This window comes from Streptomyces pathocidini, assembly GCF_001418495.1.
GTDB lineage: Bacteria > Actinomycetota > Actinomycetes > Streptomycetales > Streptomycetaceae > Streptomyces > Streptomyces pathocidini.
Genome location: NZ_LIQY01000132.1, coordinates 1 through 16,898, shown reverse-complemented (window position 1 = coordinate 16,898; position 16,898 = coordinate 1). Strand labels below are relative to the sequence as shown.

Below are 16,898 nucleotides of genomic sequence, written 5' to 3'. Positions count from 1 at the left end.
CCCAGCAGTCCATCCGCACCTTCCTCAACACGACCCGTCCACGCGCGCGTACCGTCAAACTTCCGCTGTCCGTCCTGAACACCCTCGTCTGGCGCGGACTGCCCACCGAGCGCACCCTCGCCGCGCCCGCGGTCACCGCCTGGGTGCACTCCCTGCGCGACGCCGACCCGTACCTCCGGGACGAGACCCGGGTCGTCCTCCTCGGCGAGACCGCGTCCGTGACCGTCGAGCACCCCCTCTACGACCGGCTGCCGCACGTCCCGTACCAGTACCGCGAACTTCTGGGCTGCATCTGGCGCGAGCCCGTCGGCCCCTACCTGGACCCCGGTGAGCGCGCCCGCACCCTCGCCGCCCTGCTGCTCACCGATGCGCAGGGCCGCTCCTTCACGGCCGAGCTGGTCCGCCGCTCCGGGCTGGCGCCCACCACCTGGCTCCGCCGCCTCTTCGCGGCCCTGCTGCCGCCGCTCCTGCACTTCCTCTACCGCTACGGCACGGTCTTCTCGCCCCACGGCGAGAACGCCATCGTCGTCTTCGACGACCAGGACGTCCCGGTCCGGCTGGCCGTGAAGGACTTCGTCGACGACGTGAACCTCAGCGCCGAGCCGCTGCCCGAGCACGCCACCATGCCCGACGATGTACGTGCCGTGCTGCTCACCGAGCCGCCCGCCTTCTTGACCCAGTTCATCCACTCCGGCCTGTTCGTCGGCGTCTTCCGCTACCTGGCGCCGCTCTGCGAGGAACAGCTCGGGGTGGGTGGAAGCGAGTTCTGGGCCCTGGTGCGGGCCGAGATCCTCGCCTACCACGCGCGTTTCCCCGAGCTGAAGGAGCGGTTCGAGACCTTCGACCTCCTCACGCCCCGGATCGAGCGGCTCTGCCTCAACCGCAACCGGCTCCACCTCGACGGCTACCGCGACCGCCCGGACCGGCCCCACGCGGCCGTCCACGGCACCGTCCCGAACCCACTGCACCCGATGTGAGAGCCGGTGTGCGGGAGAGCGATGTCAGTGGTGCCCCGTAGGCTGGTCCACCTATGACGAAGCCCTCCCTCCCCGATCTCCTGCATGCCGCCGTCACCTCCGTCGGCGGCACGGAGAGACCCGGCCAGGTGGCCATGGCCGAGGCCGTCGCCGAGGCCGTGGACGACGGCACCCACCTGCTGGTCCAGGCGGGCACCGGCACCGGCAAGTCTCTCGGCTACCTGGTGCCCGCGCTCGCGCACGGCGAGCGCGTCGTCGTGGCGACTGCCACTCTCGCCCTCCAGCGCCAGCTGGTCGAGCGGGACCTGCCGCGCACGGTCGAGGCGCTGCACCCGCTGCTGCGTCGCCGCCCCGAATTCGCCATGCTCAAGGGGCGCTCCAACTACCTGTGCCTGCACCGGCTCCACGAGGGCGTGCCGCAGGAAGAGGAGGACGGGCTCTTCGACGTCTTCGAGTCCGCCACCCCGACCAGCAAGCTCGGCAAGGACCTCCTGCGGATGCGGGACTGGGCGGACGAGACGGAGACCGGCGACCGCGACGACCTCACCCCCGGCGTCTCCGACCGTGCCTGGGGTCAGGTGTCCGTCACCTCCCGCGAGTGCCTGGGCGCGTCCAAGTGCGCCTACGGGATGGAGTGTTTCGCCGAGGCCGCCCGCGAGCGCGCCAAGCTGGCCGAGGTTGTCGTCACCAATCACGCCCTGCTGGCGATCGACGCGATCGAGGGCGCGCCCGTGCTGCCCGGCCATGAGGTGCTGGTCATCGACGAGGCCCACGAACTGGTCTCCCGTGTCACGGGAGCCGCCACCGGCGAGCTGACCCCGGGGTCGGTCAACCGTGCCGTCCGCCGGTCCGCCAAGCTGGTCGACGAGAAGGCGGCGGATGGCCTCCAGACCGCGGCCGAGACCTTCGAGCGGCTGATGGAACTGGCCCTTCCGGGCCGCCTGGAGGAGATCCCCGAGGACCTCGCCTACGCCCTGATGTCCCTCAGGGACGCCTCGCGCACGGTGATCACGGCGCTGGGCAACACCCGGGACAAGTCGGTGCAGGACGAGGACGCCGTACGCAAGCAGGCCACCGCCGCCATCGAGAACGTCCACACGGTCGCCGAACGCATCGTGGCGGGCTCGGAGTACGACGTCGTCTGGTACGAGCGCCACGACCGGTTCGGTGCTTCGCTGCGGGTCGCCCCCATGTCGGTGTCCGGTCTGCTGCGCGAGAAGCTCTTCACCGAGCGGTCCGTGGTCCTGACCTCGGCCACGCTGAAGCTCGGCGGGGACTTCAACGGTGTGGCGGCCTCCCTCGGCCTGTCGCCGGAGCAGAAGACGGCCGAGCCCGGCCCCGCCGAGGCGGACGCGGACAGCCCGCTCTGGAAGGGCCTCGACGTCGGCTCACCCTTCAACTACCGCAAGCAGGGGATCCTGTACGTCGCCCGGCACTTGGCGCAGCCGGGCCGCGAGGGCAGCCGTGCGGACATGCTGGACGAGCTGGCCGAACTGGTGGAGGCCGCGGGCGGGCGCACGCTCGGGCTGTTCTCCTCGATGCGCGGCGCCCAGGCTGCGGCGGAGACCCTGCGGGGGCGGCTCGACACACCGATCCTGCTGCAGGGCGAGGAGACCCTCGGCGAACTGATCCGCGCTTTCTCGGACGATCCGCGCACCTGCCTGTTCGGCACGCTCTCGCTGTGGCAGGGCGTCGATGTCCCGGGCGCCAGCTGCCAGTTGGTGGTGATGGACCGCATTCCGTTCCCGCGCCCCGACGACCCGCTGATGAGTGCCCGGCAGAAGGCCGTGGAGGAGGGCGGCGGCAACGGCTTCATGGCCGTGGCGGCCACGCACGCGGCGCTGCTGATGGCCCAGGGCGCGGGCCGGCTCGTACGGGCCTCGGGCGACCGCGGTGTGGTCGCCGTGCTCGATCCCCGGCTGGCCACCGCGCGCTACGGCACGTTCCTGCGCGCCTCCATGCCGGACTTCTGGTACACGACGGACCGGAACCAGGCGCGCCGCTCGCTGGCCGCCATCGACGAGGCCGCCCGCGCCACTGAGAAGTGAGCCCGCGCCCAGGACGTGGCTCGGGCCAGGACGTAGCCCCGGGGCCCTGATCCGGAGAAACATCAGGGCCCCGGAACCGGCGCAGTTGGTTCCGGGGCCCGGTTTTCGAGGGGCGCGTCAGACCCGCCGCAGCACCGCCACCACCTTGCCGAGGATCGTCGCGTCATCGCCTGGAATCGGCTGGTACGCGGCATTGTGCGGCAGCAGCCACACGTGCCCGTCCTCGCGCTTGAAGCGCTTCACGGTGGCCTCGCCGTCCAGCATGGCGGCCACGATGTCGCCGTTCTCCGCGACCGGCTGGCGGCGGACCGTGACCCAGTCGCCGTCGCAGATCGCCGCCTCGATCATCGAGTCGCCGACGACCTTCAGTACGAACAGCTCGCCGTCGCCGACCAGTTGGCGGGGGAGCGGGAACACGTCCTCGACCGACTCCTCCGCGAGGATCGGGCCACCGGCCGCGATCCGGCCGACGAGCGGTACGTAGGACGCGGAGGGCTTGCCCGTCGTGTCCTGCGGCTGCGTCGCGGGGCCGTCCGAGCCCCGGACCTCGTACGCCCGAGGCCGGTGCGGGTCGCGGCGCAGGAAGCCCTTGCGCTCCAGGGCCATCAGCTGGTGGGCCACGGAGGACGTACTCGAGAGGCCCACCGCCTGGCCGATCTCCCGCATCGACGGTGGGTAGCCACGCCGCTGCACCGAGTCCCTGATCACCTCGATGACCCGGCGCTGGCGGTCGGTGAGACCGGAGCTGTCGGCCCGGATGCCCGGCGGCCGGCCCGGGAGCGAGCGTACGGGTTTCTGTCCCTCGGGGGCCGGGGTCGCGTCGTTCATCGGGTGGCTCTGCTCGAATCGGTGCTGGGAGTGGTCCTGGACAGTGATGGTGGCGCTGTCTGCGGTGGTGGTCACGTCGGCCCCTCTCGAATGGTCTCTCCCTCGTGGGACAACGGTAGTTGGTTTCGAAAGGTTGCGCCAAACACACGTTCGAGTGAAAATTCGTAGATCGAGTGACGTGATCAAGAGCTCAGGTGTATACGCGGACAGCGGATTCCGTTGTCGGCGGCCGGAGTTCGGGGCCGGGGAGCGCTTTCCTCGAGCCGCGGCCCGGAGTCGGATTTCCCGTCGTCGGGTGGCCGTGAACATGGAGCGTCGTCGGCGTGTCACCCAGTGTGGCACCTCCGCCCCGCGTTCGGGAGTCCAAGCCCCCTCGCGTAATCTCATGGATGCCGCGCCGGTGCGACACGCGGCTGTCGCTCTTGACGGTCGACCACCAGATCTAGTGGTTTGATTGGTGGCGGCTGCCCACAAGTTGTGGTCCCGGGTGCTTCGCAGCTCCGGACATCGCCTATGCTTGAAGCCGCTTCCAGGGGCCCGTTCCGCGGGTCCTGCGGAGCCGTGCAGCCATGCTGCGACGTCGAGTTTCAGAGGGTTTCGAGGAGGGTTGAGATCGATGCACTGCCCCTTCTGCCGACACCCCGACAGCCGCGTCGTAGACAGCCGTACCACCGACGACGGGGCCTCGATCCGCAGGCGTCGACAGTGCCCCGACTGCTCCCGCCGCTTCACCACGGTGGAGACGGCGTCGCTCATGGTGATCAAGCGGAGCGGGGTCACCGAACCATTCAGCCGTGACAAGGTCATCTCCGGGGTGCGCAAGGCGTGCCAGGGGCGGCCCGTCACCGAGGACGCCCTTGCCAAACTCGGCCAGCAGGTCGAGGAGGCGGTGCGCGCCACCGGCAGCGCCGAGCTGTCCGCCCACGACGTGGGGCTCGCGATACTCGGTCCGCTCCAGGAGCTCGACCTCGTGGCCTATCTGCGGTTCGCGTCCGTGTACCGGGCGTTCGACTCGCTCGAGGACTTCGAGGACGCGATCGCGGAGCTGCGCGTGCAGCGGCAGCCGGCCGGCGCCGGCCGGGCCGCGGGGGACGCCGAAGTCCCCTCCCCGGCGACCGCCGCCGACTAGCGGCGGAAACATCAGACCCCCGGCGCGCGGCGTGGCGCCCGGACACCGGACAGAGAGTGTGCCCGCGGGAACAAGCAGGCACGTCAGGGCGTTTTGCCCTTAGGGAGGCGGCATGACAGAGACGACGAGCGGCCCGGCACGAAGCTCTCGTGCCAAGGGCGGCAAGGCGACCAAGGGGCTGCGCGTCGAGCGCGTCCACACCACGCCCGGAGTGCACCCGTACGACGAGGTGGTCTGGGAGCGCCGCGACGTCGTCATGACCAACTGGCGTGACGGTTCGGTCAACTTCGAGCAGCGAGGGGTCGAGTTCCCCGACTTCTGGTCGGTCAACGCGGTAAACATCGTCACGAGCAAGTATTTCCGCGGCGCGGTGGGTTCGCCCAGCCGCGAGTCCAGCCTGAAGCAGCTCATCGACCGCGTCGTGAGGACCTACCGCAAGGCCGGCGAGGACCACGGCTACTTCGCCTCCCCCGCGGACGCCGAGATCTTCGACCACGAGCTGACCTACGCGCTGCTGCACCAGGTGTTCAGCTTCAACTCCCCGGTCTGGTTCAACGTCGGCACCAAGCAGCCGCAGCAGGTCTCGGCCTGCTTCATCCTCTCCGTCGACGACTCCATGGAGTCGATCCTCGACTGGTACAAGGAAGAAGGGATGATCTTCAAGGGCGGCTCCGGCGCCGGCCTGAACCTCTCCCGCATCCGCTCCTCCAAGGAGCTGCTGTCCTCCGGCGGCAACGCCTCCGGCCCGGTCTCCTTCATGCGCGGCGCCGACGCCTCCGCCGGAACGATCAAGTCCGGTGGCGCCACCCGCCGCGCGGCCAAGATGGTCGTCCTGGACGTGGACCACCCGGACGTCGAGGCCTTCATCGAGACCAAGGTGAAGGAGGAGGAGAAGATCCGCGCGCTGCGCGACGCGGGCTTCGACATGGACCTGGGTGGCGACGACATCACGTCCGTCCAGTACCAGAACGCCAACAACTCGGTCCGTGTGAACGACGAGTTCATGAAGGCGTACGAGTCCGGCTCGAAGTTCGGGCTGCGCTCCCGGATGACCGGTGAGGTCATCGAGGAGGTCGACGCCAAGGGCCTGTTCCGCAAGCTGGCCGAGGCCGCCTGGGCCTGCGCCGACCCCGGCATCCAGTACGACGACACCATCAACCACTGGCACACCTCGCCGGAGACGGGCCGGATCACCGCATCCAACCCCTGCAGCGAGTACATGCACCTGGACAACTCCTCGTGCAACCTCGCCTCGCTGAACCTGATGAAGTTCCTCCGCGACGACACCGCGTCCGACAGCCCCTCCGGGGCGGCGGGCAGCATGTCGTTCGACGCCGAGCGTTTCGCCAAGGTCGTCGAGCTGGTCATCACCGCGATGGACATCTCCATCTGCTTCGCCGACTTCCCGACCCAGAAGATCGGTGAGACCACGCGCGCGTTCCGCCAGCTCGGCATCGGCTACGCCAACCTCGGCGCCCTGCTGATGGCCACCGGCCACGCGTACGACTCGGACGGCGGCCGGGCGCTCGCCGGCGCCATCACCTCCCTGATGACCGGCACCTCGTACCGGCGCTCCGCCGAACTGGCCGCGGTCGTCGGCCCGTACGACGGCTACGCCCGCAACGCGGACGCCCACCAGCGCGTCATGAAGCAGCACGCGGACGCCAACGCCGCGGCCAAGCGCATGGACGACCTGGACACTCCGGTCTGGGCGGCGGCCACGGAGGCCTGGCAGGACGTCGTACGCCTCGGTCAGAAGAACGGTTTCCGCAACGCCCAGGCCTCGGTGCTGGCGCCGACCGGCACCATCGGTCTGATGATGGACTGCGACACCACCGGCGTCGAACCGGACCTGGCCCTGGTCAAGTTCAAGAAGCTCGTCGGCGGCGGTTCCATGCAGATCGTGAACAACACGGTCCCCAAGGCGCTCAAGCGGCTCGGCTACCAGCCGGAGCAGGTCGAGGCGATCGTCGCCCACATCGCCGAGCACGGCAACGTGATCGACGCCCCGGGCCTGCGCCAGGAGCACTACGAGGTCTTCGACTGCGCCATGGGCGACCGCTCCATCTCGCCGATGGGGCATGTGCGGATGATGGCCGCGGCCCAGCCGTTCCTGTCGGGCGCCATCTCCAAGACCGTCAACATGCCGGAGTCGGCCGGTGTCGAGGAGATCGAGGAGATCTACTACGAGGGCTGGAAGCTCGGCCTGAAGGCCCTCGCGATCTACCGCGACAACTGCAAGGTCGGCCAGCCGCTCTCCGCCAAGAAGAAGGAGGAGAAGAAGGCGGCCGAGGCCGAGCCGGCGACCGCGAAGGTCGTCGAGTACCGCCCGGTCCGCAAGCGCCTGCCCAAGGGCCGGCCCGGCATCACCACCTCCTTCACGGTGGGCGGCGCCGAGGGCTACATGACGGCCAACTCCTACCCGGACGACGGCCTCGGCGAGGTCTTCCTGAAGATGTCCAAGCAGGGCTCGACCCTCGCGGGCATGATGGACGCCTTCTCGATCGCCGTCTCGGTGGGCCTGCAGTACGGCGTGCCCCTGGAGACGTACGTCTCGAAGTTCACCAACATGCGCTTCGAGCCGGCCGGCATGACGGACGACCCGGACGTGCGGATGGCGCAGTCGATCGTCGACTACATCTTCCGCCGACTGGCACTGGACTTCCTGCCGTTCGAGACCCGCTCGGCCCTCGGCATCCACTCCGCCGAGGAGCGCCAGCGCCACCTGGAGACCGGTTCGTACGAGCCGAACGAGGACGAGGTCGACGTGGAGGGCCTGGCCCAGTCCGCGCCGCGCCACGTCCAGGCCCCGAAGCCCGGGCAGCAGCCGGAGCCGACCGCCGCGGTGCCCGCCCCCAAGCAGGCGCACAGCTCGACCGAGTTGGTGGAGATGCAGCTCGGCCTGAACGCCGACGCGCCACTGTGCTTCTCCTGCGGCACGAAGATGCGCCGCGCGGGCAGCTGCTACCTCTGCGAGGGCTGCGGCTCGACCAGCGGCTGCAGCTGATCGCGTAAACCCGGTCCCGTAGCGGATCGTTGAGGTCGAAGATCGAAGAGTGGGAGTCGGCCGGGGGCCGGCTCCCACTACGATGGCGCGGTGCTGGTCAAGTGGATTCGCTGCGCCGTTGTGGACCGTCGGGGTTTCGAGCGGGGGCAGCGGAAGTGGGCGGGGCTGCTCGGCGAGCCGGGGTTCCGCGGGCAGGGCGGCGGCTGGAGCCGGGCGCGGCCCGGTGTGGCGCACCTCTTCGCCTTCTGGGAGAGCCGGGCCTTCTACGACTCCTTCATGGCCCGCTCGCACGACCGGCTCGCGGCCTCCCAGGCCGGCACGTTCAAGGACTCCCGGTCCCGGCTCTTCGAGCACCGCTTCGATGTGAAGGTCGGTTTCAAGCCGGTTTTCTCCGATGTGGACGTCGCGCGGGTCGCGCACTGCCGGGTGCGGGAGGACCGCGTCGAGCACTTCACGCTCATGCAGGAGAAGGTCTGGAACCCTGCCATGGCCGGGTCGCCCGGCATGCTGCGCGGGGTGTTCGGGGAGGCGCCGGGCAGCGAGTTCCTGGTGCTCTCGCTCTGGGACTCGGCGGCCGAGCACGGAAAGTACCGCACCGAGCGCGTCGAGCGGCTGGCGCTGCGGACTCAGATCGAGGCCGACGTCTCCGCGCTGGCCGGGGACGTGGTGGACCTGGAACCGGCCTGGGCGGTGTGACACCGCCCTCCCGCACCGGGACCTGCCCTCCCCGCGTTGGGCCCCCGCGTCGAGACCTGCCCTCCCGCACCCTGACAGCGGACCCCACCGCGCCCGGACCTGCGGATCTCCGGTCCCACGGCGGGCCCGCCCGGGGCGAACTAGGGTGGCGGCATGGCACGGCCCCGGCGCATCGTCCTCCTCCGGCACGGCGAGTCGGAGGGCAACGTCGACGACACGATCTACGAGCGGGAGCCGGACCACGCGCTGCGGCTGACCGAGACCGGCTGGAGCCAGGCCAAGGAGGCCGGCGAGCGGCTGCGCGAGATGTTCGGCGACGAGCGCGTCAGCGCGTACGTCTCCCCATACCGCCGCACCCATCAGACCTTCAAGGCCCTGGCCCTGGACCCCCGGCGGGTGCGGATGCGGGAGGAGCCGCGCCTGCGCGAGCAGGACTGGGGCAACTGGCAGGACCCCCGGGAAGTGCGGCAGCAGAAGGCCGCCCGGGACGCGTACGGCCATTTCTTCTACCGCTTCGCGCAGGGCGAGTCCGGGGCCGACGTCTACGACCGGGTCGGGGCGTTCCTGGAGAGCCTGTACCGCAGCTTCGAGGATCCGCAGCACCCGCCCAACGTTCTGCTGGTCACCCACGGACTGACCATGCGGCTCTTCTGCATGCGCTGGTTCCACTGGACGGTCGCGGAGTTCGAGTGCCTGTCGAACCCGGGGAACGGCGAATTCCGGACCCTGCTGCTCGACCGGGGCGGCCGTTACCACCTCGACCGGCCCTTCGAGCGGTGGTGCACACCGGAGTCGTACGACACGACCGGCTGATATGCCACGGATGGGGCAGATGTGGCACCGGTTAGAGTGTCAGGGCGATGACCGCCGATTCCTCTCTCAAGCGACGCAGCGACCGTGCTCTCGCCAGCCTGCGCGGGCTGGCGGTGGGAGACGCACTGGGGTCGCAGTTCTTCGCGCCGTCGAACTACCCCGCCCTGAAGCGGCGCGAGCCGCCCTCGGGCGTCTGGCGCTGGACGGACGACACCGAGATGGCCTGCTCGGTCCTCTCCGTGCTGGCCGAGCACGGCCGCGTCGACCAGGACGCGCTGGCACGGTCCTTCGCCGAGCGCCATGACGCCGACCGCGGATACGGGCCGGCCGTGATCCGGCTGCTGCGGCTGATCCGGGAGGGCGACGACTGGCGCGAGCCGGCGGCCGCGCTGTTCAACGGGCACGGGTCGTGGGGCAACGGCGCCGCGATGCGGATCGCCCCGCTCGGCGCCTGGTACGGGGGAGAGGCGGAGCAGGCCACGCACCAGGCGGAGATCTCCTCCTACGTCACCCACCAGCACCGCGAGGCCGTCGTCGGAACCATGGCGGTCGCCGCCGCGGCCGCGCTCGTCGCCGACCCGGCGGGCAGCCCCGGCCCGGAGGCGCTGCTGGACGGCGTGATCGAACTCGTACCGCGCAGCGCCGTGCAGGCGGGCCTGCGGCGCGCCCGCGACATGCTCGACTACGGCGACGCCGCCACGGTCGCCGCCGTCCTCGGCTCCGGCCGCCGTACCAGCGCGCACGACACCGTGCCGTTCACGCTGTGGGCCGCGGCCCGCCATCTCGGCGACTACGAGCGGGCGTTCTGGACCACGGCCCAGGTCGGCGGGGACATGGACACCACCTGCGCGATCGTCGGCGGCATCGTCGCCGCCTCGGCGGCGGGCGCTCCGCCGCAGGCCTGGCAGGAGCGGACCGAGCCGCTTCCTGCCTGGTTCCCGACCGAGGCCTGATCTCCTCACCGGCCCCGACTCCCATGCACCCGCCCCGGCGGCGTAACCTAGGGGCGCCATGCCGTACGAACCGCCTACCCACCGCGTCGAGCGTTCACTCCGCGCCACCACCGGCGCGAAGATCGTCGCCGGTGTCGACGAGGTCGGGCGCGGTGCCTGGGCCGGCCCGGTCACGGTGTGCGCCGCCATCACCGGACTGCGTCGCCCGCCCGAGGGGTTGACCGACTCCAAGCTGCTCGCCCCCAAGCGCCGCGCCGAACTGGCCGGGGTGCTCAAGGGCTGGGTCACCGCGCACGCGCTGGGGCACGCCTCGCCGCAGGAGATCGACAAGCTGGGCATGACCGCCTCGCTCCGCCTCGCCGCCGTGCGGGCGCTGGAGCTGCTGCCCGTCCGGCCCGACGCGGTGATCCTCGACGGCAAGCACAACTACCTCGGCTCGCCCTGGCAGGTCCGTACGGTCATCAAGGGCGACCAGTCGTGCGTGGCGGTCTCCGCCGCCTCGGTGCTCGCGAAGGTCCGCCGGGATGCGATGATGGCCGAACTGGGCCTGGAATGGCCGGACTTCGACTTCGTCGGAAACGCGGGATACCCCTCACCGGTGCACCGCGCGGCCCTGGAGAAGCTGGGGCCCACCGCCCACCACCGCATGTCCTGGGCCTACTGGGACGCGCTGCCCCGCTGGCAACACCTGAAGGTGGTGCGCAGTTGGACCGGGCGTGAGGAGCCGGAGTCCGAAGGGCAGCTCGGGTTCGACTTCTGAGCGACCATTGCGCAACTACCCAGCCCCGCCGGTGCGCTTCGCACCGGCGTTTGATAGACATCAGACCATGCCTCTCATCCCCGAGGAGCCTCAGATTCACGAGAGTGTCCCGGGTCCCCGCGTAACTCCGGCCGCCGGCCGCACCGCGCCGACCCCTCGTCCCGTCCCTGGTCCCGGTCCCCGCCCCGCTTCGCAGCGCCCCGGGCCGCCCGGTCCGCAGCGCGGCGGTTCCGGTCCGTCGGCCCAGCGAGCCTCGCGAGACGCGGCCGCGAAGCCCGCGGCCGCCGGCGCCGTGCCGCAGATCCAGCTCATACCCGCCCCCACCGACGGCGCCCTGGACGCGGCCGAGGAGGCCGTGGACCTGCTGCTCGACTCCGGGCGCGCGCCGCAGGACGTCCTCCTGCTGACCACCGGCGACCCGCACCCGTGGGCCGTTCACGAACTGTCCTTCGGCGAGGCCTCGTACTGGGCGCAGCACGACGCCCGTGACGATGTTTTCTACGCGGACGCGGCCCAGGTCGAGCGCGCGGCGAGCCGTCTGGTGGTGGTCGTCGCGGTGAACGGCGGCGGCGACGCGGCCGTCGGCCGGGCGCTGCCCGCGGCCATGGCCAAGGCCGGCGCGCTGCTGATCGTCTGCGGCGACCCGCAGCGGATCAACGCTCTGCTCGGCGCGGGAGTCTGACCCGGAGGACGACGGGTGTCGGCCGCCGCACGACGGCGGCCGTCAGCGCTGGAGCCGTTCCGTCCTGGGTTGTGAGTCCGTCCTGGGCTTTGAGCTTGAGTTCAGCGCGCGGCCGTGCGCCGCGGCCGCTCCGAGCCCGTACCGCCCGAGAGCCGCTGCCCCGGTATGCGGTGTTCGGTCTCCGGCCTTGAGGTCGCGTGGGGGCGGCGCCCGCCGCGCCCCTCGCCCAGCACCTGCCAGCCCTCGGGGGTCAGCGTGATGTAGGCGCCGCAGCGCAGCCCGTGCAGGGTGCAGGCATCCCGCAGTCCCCACATCCACGCGCCGTCCTCCTCCGTCCACCGGCCGTCGCCCTCCCGGCAGTAGAGGAGCACGGCGGTACGGGCGGGTACCCGGCGCCGCAGATCGTGCGGGATGACCCGGCGCAACCGTTCCAGCAGGGCGTTCCGGAACACCCACCCGTCGGGTTCGCGCTCCCGGTGCGCGAACGACGCGCTGGCGACCACGCGTTCGTCCGGACCGAGCACGGCGACGACGGCGGTGGCGGGCCTGGGCAGGTGGCGGGCGTGCAGACCCGTGACGACCTCGCGAGGGTTGCGCAGCAGGGGAATTCCGGCCGCCGCCCACTCCGCGGGCTCGAGCGTCCGGCCCAGCCGCGCGGCGGAGTCGGCCGTCGCTCCGTACGAGGCGGCACGGGAGGGGGTGAAACCGGCGGCCACGTCCCTCCCCTCACCTGTGTCGCCCGTCCACCGGACGGGATCCGCGCAGGGCACACCGCGTCACACGGAACGGCCCGGGCAGCGGCCCCGCCGAGTGCGGGAGCACCGCCAATTCTTACGGTCGGATTCGCCTGGGGCAATGAGCAATTGACGCCGACGAACGGTATTGGCCGGTGCGCCGTCTTTGTCTTTCGGCTGGTCGCGGCGGGCACCTCAGGGGCACTCAGGGTCGGTCCGGGGCGACGGCCCGCCCGCACCGGCCTTCGCCCTCCGCTCAGCTTTGCACGGCGAGGACCAGCGGAAACACCCCCTCGGCTCCGGCCCGGCGCAGTAGTCGCGCCGCGACGGCCAGCGTCCAACCGGTCTCGGTGAGATCGTCCACGAGCAGCACGGGACCCTTCGCCGCGGCCAGCGCCTCGGCGAGCGCCGGAGGCACGGTCAGCGCGCCGTGCAGGGCTTTGAGCCGCTGGGCGCTGTTGGAGCGCGGCACCCTGGTGTCCGCGTCCTCGTGCGCGTACGCCAGCGAGCCGAGCAGGGGCATCCTGCCAACCGCCGCGATGCGTTCGCCGAGCGTGCCGATCAGCTGCGGGCGGGTGCGCGAGGCCAGGGTGACGACGCCGGCCGGCCGGGCGGGGCTGCCCGGCTCGCCGGAGGCCCAACCACCGGGCCCCTTGGCCCAGTCGGCGAGCACGGTCACGACCGCGTCGGCCACGTCGTTGGGGACCGGCCCGTCCTGGGCCTGCCCGGAGAGCATCGGCCGCAGCCGGTTGCCCCAGCCGATGTCGGAGAGGCGCCCCAACGCCCGCCCGGGCGCGGCTTGTTCAGTGCCGGGAATACGGCCCCTGAGGTCGACGCCGACCGCGACAAGACCGGTGGGCCACATCCGGCGCGGCTCCACCTCGACTCCGGGCCGCCCGAGTTCGCCGCGGGCGGTGTCCAGGGAGCCCGCGGAGACAACGGCGGTGAAGCGCGTGCCCGCGCAGTTGTCGCAGCGCCCGCAAGGGGCGGCTGCCTCGTCGTCCAACTGCCGCCGCAGGAACTCCATCCGGCACTGGTCCGTCTCGGCGTAGTCCCGCATCGCCTGCTGCTCGGCCTTGCGCTGCCGGGCCACCCAGGCGTAGCGCTCGGCGTCGTACTCCCACGGGCGGCCCGTGGCCGTCCAGCCGCCGGACACGCGCCGGACGGCCCCGTCCACGTCGAGAACCTTGAGCATCGTCTCCAGCCGCGACCGCCGCAGTTCGACCAGCGGCTCCAGCGCGGGAAGGGACAGCGGCCGCCCGGCGTCGGACAACACCTCGAGCGTCCGCCGCACCTGCTCCTCGGAGGGGAAGGCCAGCGACGTGAAGTACCGCCAGATCGCCTCGTCCTCGCGGCCGGGCAGCAGCAGCACCTCGGCGTGCTCCACCCCGCGCCCGGCGCGGCCGACCTGCTGGTAATACGCGATGGGGGAGGACGGCGAGCCGAGGTGCACGACGAAGCCGAGGTCCGGCTTGTCGAAGCCCATGCCGAGCGCCGAGGTGGCGACCAGCGCCTTGACCCGGTTCGCCAGCAGATCGGCCTCCGCCGCCCGGCGTTCGGCGTCCTCGGTCTTCCCCGAGTACGAGGCGACGGCGTATCCGCGCTGCCGCAGATACGCGGTCACCTCCTCGGCCGCCGCCACGGTCAGCGTGTAGATGATCCCGGAGCCCGGGAGCTCGCGGAGACGGTCGGCGAGCCAGGCCAGCCGGTGAGCCGCGTCCGGCAGCCGCAGCACCGCGAGGCTCAGGCTCTCGCGGTCGAGCGGTCCGCGCAGCACCAGTGCCTCCGAGGCCCCCTCGCCCGTGCCGAGCTGCTCGGCGACGTCGGCCGTGACGCGGGCATTGGCGGTCGCTGTGGTGGCGAGTACCGGAACGCCCGGGGGAAGCTCGGCGAGCATGGTGCGCAGGCGGCGGTAGTCCGGCCGGAAGTCGTGCCCCCAGTCGGAGATGCAGTGCGCCTCGTCGACTACGAGCAGCCCGGTGCTCGCGGCGAGCTTCGGCAGCACCTGATCGCGGAAGTCCGGGTTGTTCAGCCGCTCAGGACTGACGAGGAGCACGTCGACCTCGCCCGCCGCTACCTCCGCCTGGACGGTGTCCCACTCCTCGGTGTTGGCGGAGTTGATGGTGCGCGCGCGGATTCCGGCCCGCTCGGCGGCCTCGACCTGGTTCCGCATGAGCGCGAGCAGCGGTGAGACGATCACCGTCGGTCCGCTGCCGCGTGCCCGCAGGAGAGCCGTGGCGACGAAGTACACCGCCGACTTGCCCCAGCCGGTGCGCTGGACGACCAGGGCCCGCCGCCGCTCGGCGACCAGCGCCTCGATCGCCCGCCACTGGTCCTCGCGCAGCCGGGCGGTCCCGCCGGCGTCGCCGACGAGACGGGCGAGTACGGCATCGGCCGACGAACGCAGCTCTTCGTTGCTCATGCCCCCATGCAACCCGATGGCACGGACATTGCGCGAACGAGGCGCTGGAGCTGTGGACAACCCGCTGTCCACAGCTTCAGTACGACAAGCTGCATAATGCTCGGCGGTTATCCACAGGGCTTTCGCGACGGCCCGGTGGCGGGGCACGGTCGTTGCATGACTCAGCACATCGAACCCACGCAGCCCTCGGCCGTCGACCAGATCACCCTGCGCAGTCCCGCCGAACTCGCGGACGCGCTTCCGTACCTGATGGGCTTTCATCCCGACGACAGCATCGTGATGGTCACGCTCCAGGGCGAGCGGGGCCGCTTCGGCGGGCGGCTGCGGATGGGCATCCCGCAGAGCCCCGGGGAATGGCCGGAACTCGCGGCCGAACTGGCCGGCTGCCTGGTCGCGAGCGCCGAGAAGCGCGGGTCGCGGCCCGAGGGAATGATCGTCTTCCTGTGCCAGGACCCCGTGCGCGGAGAGCGGGGGCAGCAGGTGATGGAGCGACTACGGCCCCTGGCCCAGCGGCTGCGCACCGCCTGCGGAGAGCTGGACGTGCCGGTGTACGAGGCGCTGTGCATCTCCGATGGCCGCTTCTGGTCCTATGTCTGCCCCGACGCCCGCTGCTGCCCGGCCGAGGGGACGCCCGTCGCCGTGCCCGGCACCTCCGTGATGGCGGCCGCGGCCACCTATGCCGGAATCCAGGTGCGGGGCTCGCTCCGCGACATGGAGGCCAGGCTCACGCCCCTCGCCCGTCCCGCCTCCAGGCCCCAGGCGGAAGCCCTGGACGAGGCGACCGCCAGGCTCGTCCCGCGCATCCTCGGCGGAGTGAGCCGCGAGACGGTCGGCGAGGAGACCATCGCGCTGGCCCAGCGGCTCATCGAGCGTCTGGCCGGAACCCCGGCGACCGGCGACACCGGCGAAGCCGACGCCCGGGATGACGCGCTCGTGACCGACGAGGAAGCCGCCGAGATCATCCTCGGGCTGCAGGACCGCATGACCCGGGACCGCGCCGCCGAGTGGATGGAGGGCCCGGAAGCCGCGGGCGCCCTCCGTCTGTGGCGAGCGGTCGCCCGGCGCTGCGTCGGGATTTACGCCGACCACGCCGCGGCCCCGCTCACCCTCGCCGGCTGGGTAGCGCTGTCCATCGGCGACGAGCCCGCGGCGCGTGTGGCTCTCTGCATGGCCTTGCGCGCCGACCCCGACTACCTGTTCGCGCAGCTGCTGCACCAGTCGGCGAACGACGGCATCGACCCCGAACTCCTCCGGCAGTGCCTCCGCCAGGAACAGTCGGGCCGGGCGGCCGGGAAGCCGGGCCGGGTGTCCCCGAAGTCCCCGCCCGGCAACCCCCGAGGCCGGACCCGCCCCGGCAGCACCGGTAGCCGTGGCCGGATCCGCGGACGCCGCCGCACCGGACAGCGTGAATCCGGGAGCACCGCATGATGTCCGCGACGATGCGACGCCGGTGCGGATCATGGCTGCCGAAGGCCCTGTTTATCGTCAGGGAGACGACTATGATCGCCGCATGTCGCCCTACGACCCGTCGGCCTTCCCGCCCTTCGCCGTCACTGTCGACCTGGTCGTGCTCACCGTGCGAAAGCACGCGCTGTGCGCCCTGGCCGTGCGCAGAGGTGAGCCGCCGTTCCAGGGGCGCTGGGCGCTGCCCGGGGGCTTCGTGCGGGCCGACGAGGATCTGGCGGCCGCGGCCGCTCGGGAACTCGCCGAGGAAACCGGCCTGCTGGCGCACGACCCGGTGGCGCCCTCACCCGTCAACGGCGCACACCTCGAACAACTCGCCACCTACGGTGATCCCGAGCGCGACCCCCGCATGCGCGTCGTCAGCGTGGCCCACCTCGTCCTCGCC

The 16,898-nt window shown here is 71.6% G+C and carries 14 protein-coding genes; 11 read left to right on the top strand and 3 right to left on the bottom strand.

Going from position 1 to position 16,898, the window contains the following annotated elements:
* Both AOK16_RS08305 and AOK16_RS08300 read left to right on the top strand, forming a co-directional pair.
* Positions 1–977, top strand: a 977-nt coding sequence (locus AOK16_RS08305) for an IucA/IucC family protein (RefSeq protein ID WP_276202482.1), incomplete at its 5' end; no start/stop codon positions are given.
* Between the two features lie 53 nt (positions 978–1,030).
* A complete protein-coding gene (locus AOK16_RS08300; protein ID WP_055471593.1) occupies positions 1,031–3,025 on the top strand; it encodes an ATP-dependent DNA helicase in 1,995 nt (664 codons plus the stop codon).
* Between the two features lie 117 nt (positions 3,026–3,142).
* Here AOK16_RS08300 and lexA read toward each other — a convergent pair whose 3' ends face one another.
* Complete coding sequence (lexA, locus tag AOK16_RS08295) at positions 3,143–3,928, bottom strand: transcriptional repressor LexA (RefSeq protein WP_055471592.1); 786 nt, start codon at positions 3,926–3,928, stop codon at positions 3,143–3,145.
* A 541-nt stretch (positions 3,929–4,469) separates the two neighbouring features.
* On the opposite strand from lexA, the gene nrdR reads away from it, so the two are divergent.
* The 7 genes from nrdR to AOK16_RS08260 all read left to right on the top strand — a co-directional run bounded on the left by nrdR (position 4,470) and on the right by AOK16_RS08260 (position 11,893).
* On the top strand, positions 4,470–4,982 hold the full coding sequence (nrdR, locus tag AOK16_RS08290; RefSeq protein ID WP_055471591.1) for a transcriptional regulator NrdR: 513 nt from the start codon (positions 4,470–4,472) through the stop codon (positions 4,980–4,982).
* Positions 4,983–5,094: 112 nt separating this feature from the next.
* Complete coding sequence (locus tag AOK16_RS08285) at positions 5,095–7,989, top strand: vitamin B12-dependent ribonucleotide reductase (RefSeq protein WP_055471590.1); 2,895 nt, start codon at positions 5,095–5,097, stop codon at positions 7,987–7,989.
* A gap of 90 nt (positions 7,990–8,079) precedes the next feature.
* A complete protein-coding gene (locus AOK16_RS08280) occupies positions 8,080–8,685 on the top strand; it encodes a YdbC family protein (protein ID WP_055471589.1) in 606 nt (201 codons plus the stop codon).
* A gap of 153 nt (positions 8,686–8,838) precedes the next feature.
* Positions 8,839–9,498, top strand: coding sequence for a histidine phosphatase family protein (locus AOK16_RS08275; protein WP_055471588.1), 660 nt, complete (start codon positions 8,839–8,841; stop codon positions 9,496–9,498).
* A 47-nt stretch (positions 9,499–9,545) separates the two neighbouring features.
* Complete coding sequence (locus AOK16_RS08270) at positions 9,546–10,451, top strand: ADP-ribosylglycohydrolase family protein (protein WP_055471587.1); 906 nt, start codon at positions 9,546–9,548, stop codon at positions 10,449–10,451.
* 58 nt (positions 10,452–10,509) lie between these two features.
* The gene (locus AOK16_RS08265; protein WP_055471586.1) at positions 10,510–11,211 is read left to right on the top strand and encodes a ribonuclease HII; all 702 of its coding nucleotides are present in this window, start codon (positions 10,510–10,512) and stop codon (positions 11,209–11,211) included.
* Positions 11,212–11,278: 67 nt separating this feature from the next.
* Positions 11,279–11,893 carry a hypothetical protein gene (locus AOK16_RS08260; protein WP_055471585.1) on the top strand — a complete coding sequence of 205 codons (615 nt, stop codon included), beginning with the start codon at positions 11,279–11,281 and terminating at the stop codon, positions 11,891–11,893.
* A 101-nt stretch (positions 11,894–11,994) separates the two neighbouring features.
* Here AOK16_RS08260 and AOK16_RS08255 read toward each other — a convergent pair whose 3' ends face one another.
* On the bottom strand, positions 11,995–12,609 hold the full coding sequence (locus tag AOK16_RS08255) for a hypothetical protein (protein ID WP_055471584.1): 615 nt from the start codon (positions 12,607–12,609) through the stop codon (positions 11,995–11,997).
* A gap of 274 nt (positions 12,610–12,883) precedes the next feature.
* On the bottom strand, positions 12,884–15,049 hold the full coding sequence (locus tag AOK16_RS08250) for a RecQ family ATP-dependent DNA helicase (protein WP_055471583.1): 2,166 nt from the start codon (positions 15,047–15,049) through the stop codon (positions 12,884–12,886).
* Between the two features lie 156 nt (positions 15,050–15,205).
* On the opposite strand from AOK16_RS08250, the gene AOK16_RS08245 reads away from it, so the two are divergent.
* On the top strand, positions 15,206–16,477 hold the full coding sequence (locus AOK16_RS08245) for a DUF4192 domain-containing protein (protein WP_055471582.1): 1,272 nt from the start codon (positions 15,206–15,208) through the stop codon (positions 16,475–16,477).
* Positions 16,478–16,559: 82 nt separating this feature from the next.
* Positions 16,560–16,898: NUDIX domain-containing protein (locus AOK16_RS08240; protein ID WP_157859146.1), on the top strand; the 339-nt coding region annotated here is incomplete at its 3' end.

Coding starts and splice junctions, on each gene's coding strand:
- AOK16_RS08300 (WP_055471593.1), top strand. CDS start 1,031: ATGACGAAGCCCTCCCTCCCCGATCTCCTGCATGCCGCCGTCACCTCC.
- nrdR (WP_055471591.1), top strand. CDS start 4,470: ATGCACTGCCCCTTCTGCCGACACCCCGACAGCCGCGTCGTAGACAGC.
- AOK16_RS08285 (WP_055471590.1), top strand. CDS start 5,095: ATGACAGAGACGACGAGCGGCCCGGCACGAAGCTCTCGTGCCAAGGGC.
- AOK16_RS08275 (WP_055471588.1), top strand. CDS start 8,839: ATGGCACGGCCCCGGCGCATCGTCCTCCTCCGGCACGGCGAGTCGGAG.
- AOK16_RS08270 (WP_055471587.1), top strand. CDS start 9,546: ATGACCGCCGATTCCTCTCTCAAGCGACGCAGCGACCGTGCTCTCGCC.
- AOK16_RS08265 (WP_055471586.1), top strand. CDS start 10,510: ATGCCGTACGAACCGCCTACCCACCGCGTCGAGCGTTCACTCCGCGCC.
- AOK16_RS08260 (WP_055471585.1), top strand. CDS start 11,279: ATGCCTCTCATCCCCGAGGAGCCTCAGATTCACGAGAGTGTCCCGGGT.
- AOK16_RS08250 (WP_055471583.1), bottom strand. CDS start 15,049: ATGAGCAACGAAGAGCTGCGTTCGTCGGCCGATGCCGTACTCGCCCGT.
- AOK16_RS08245 (WP_055471582.1), top strand. CDS start 15,206: ATGACTCAGCACATCGAACCCACGCAGCCCTCGGCCGTCGACCAGATC.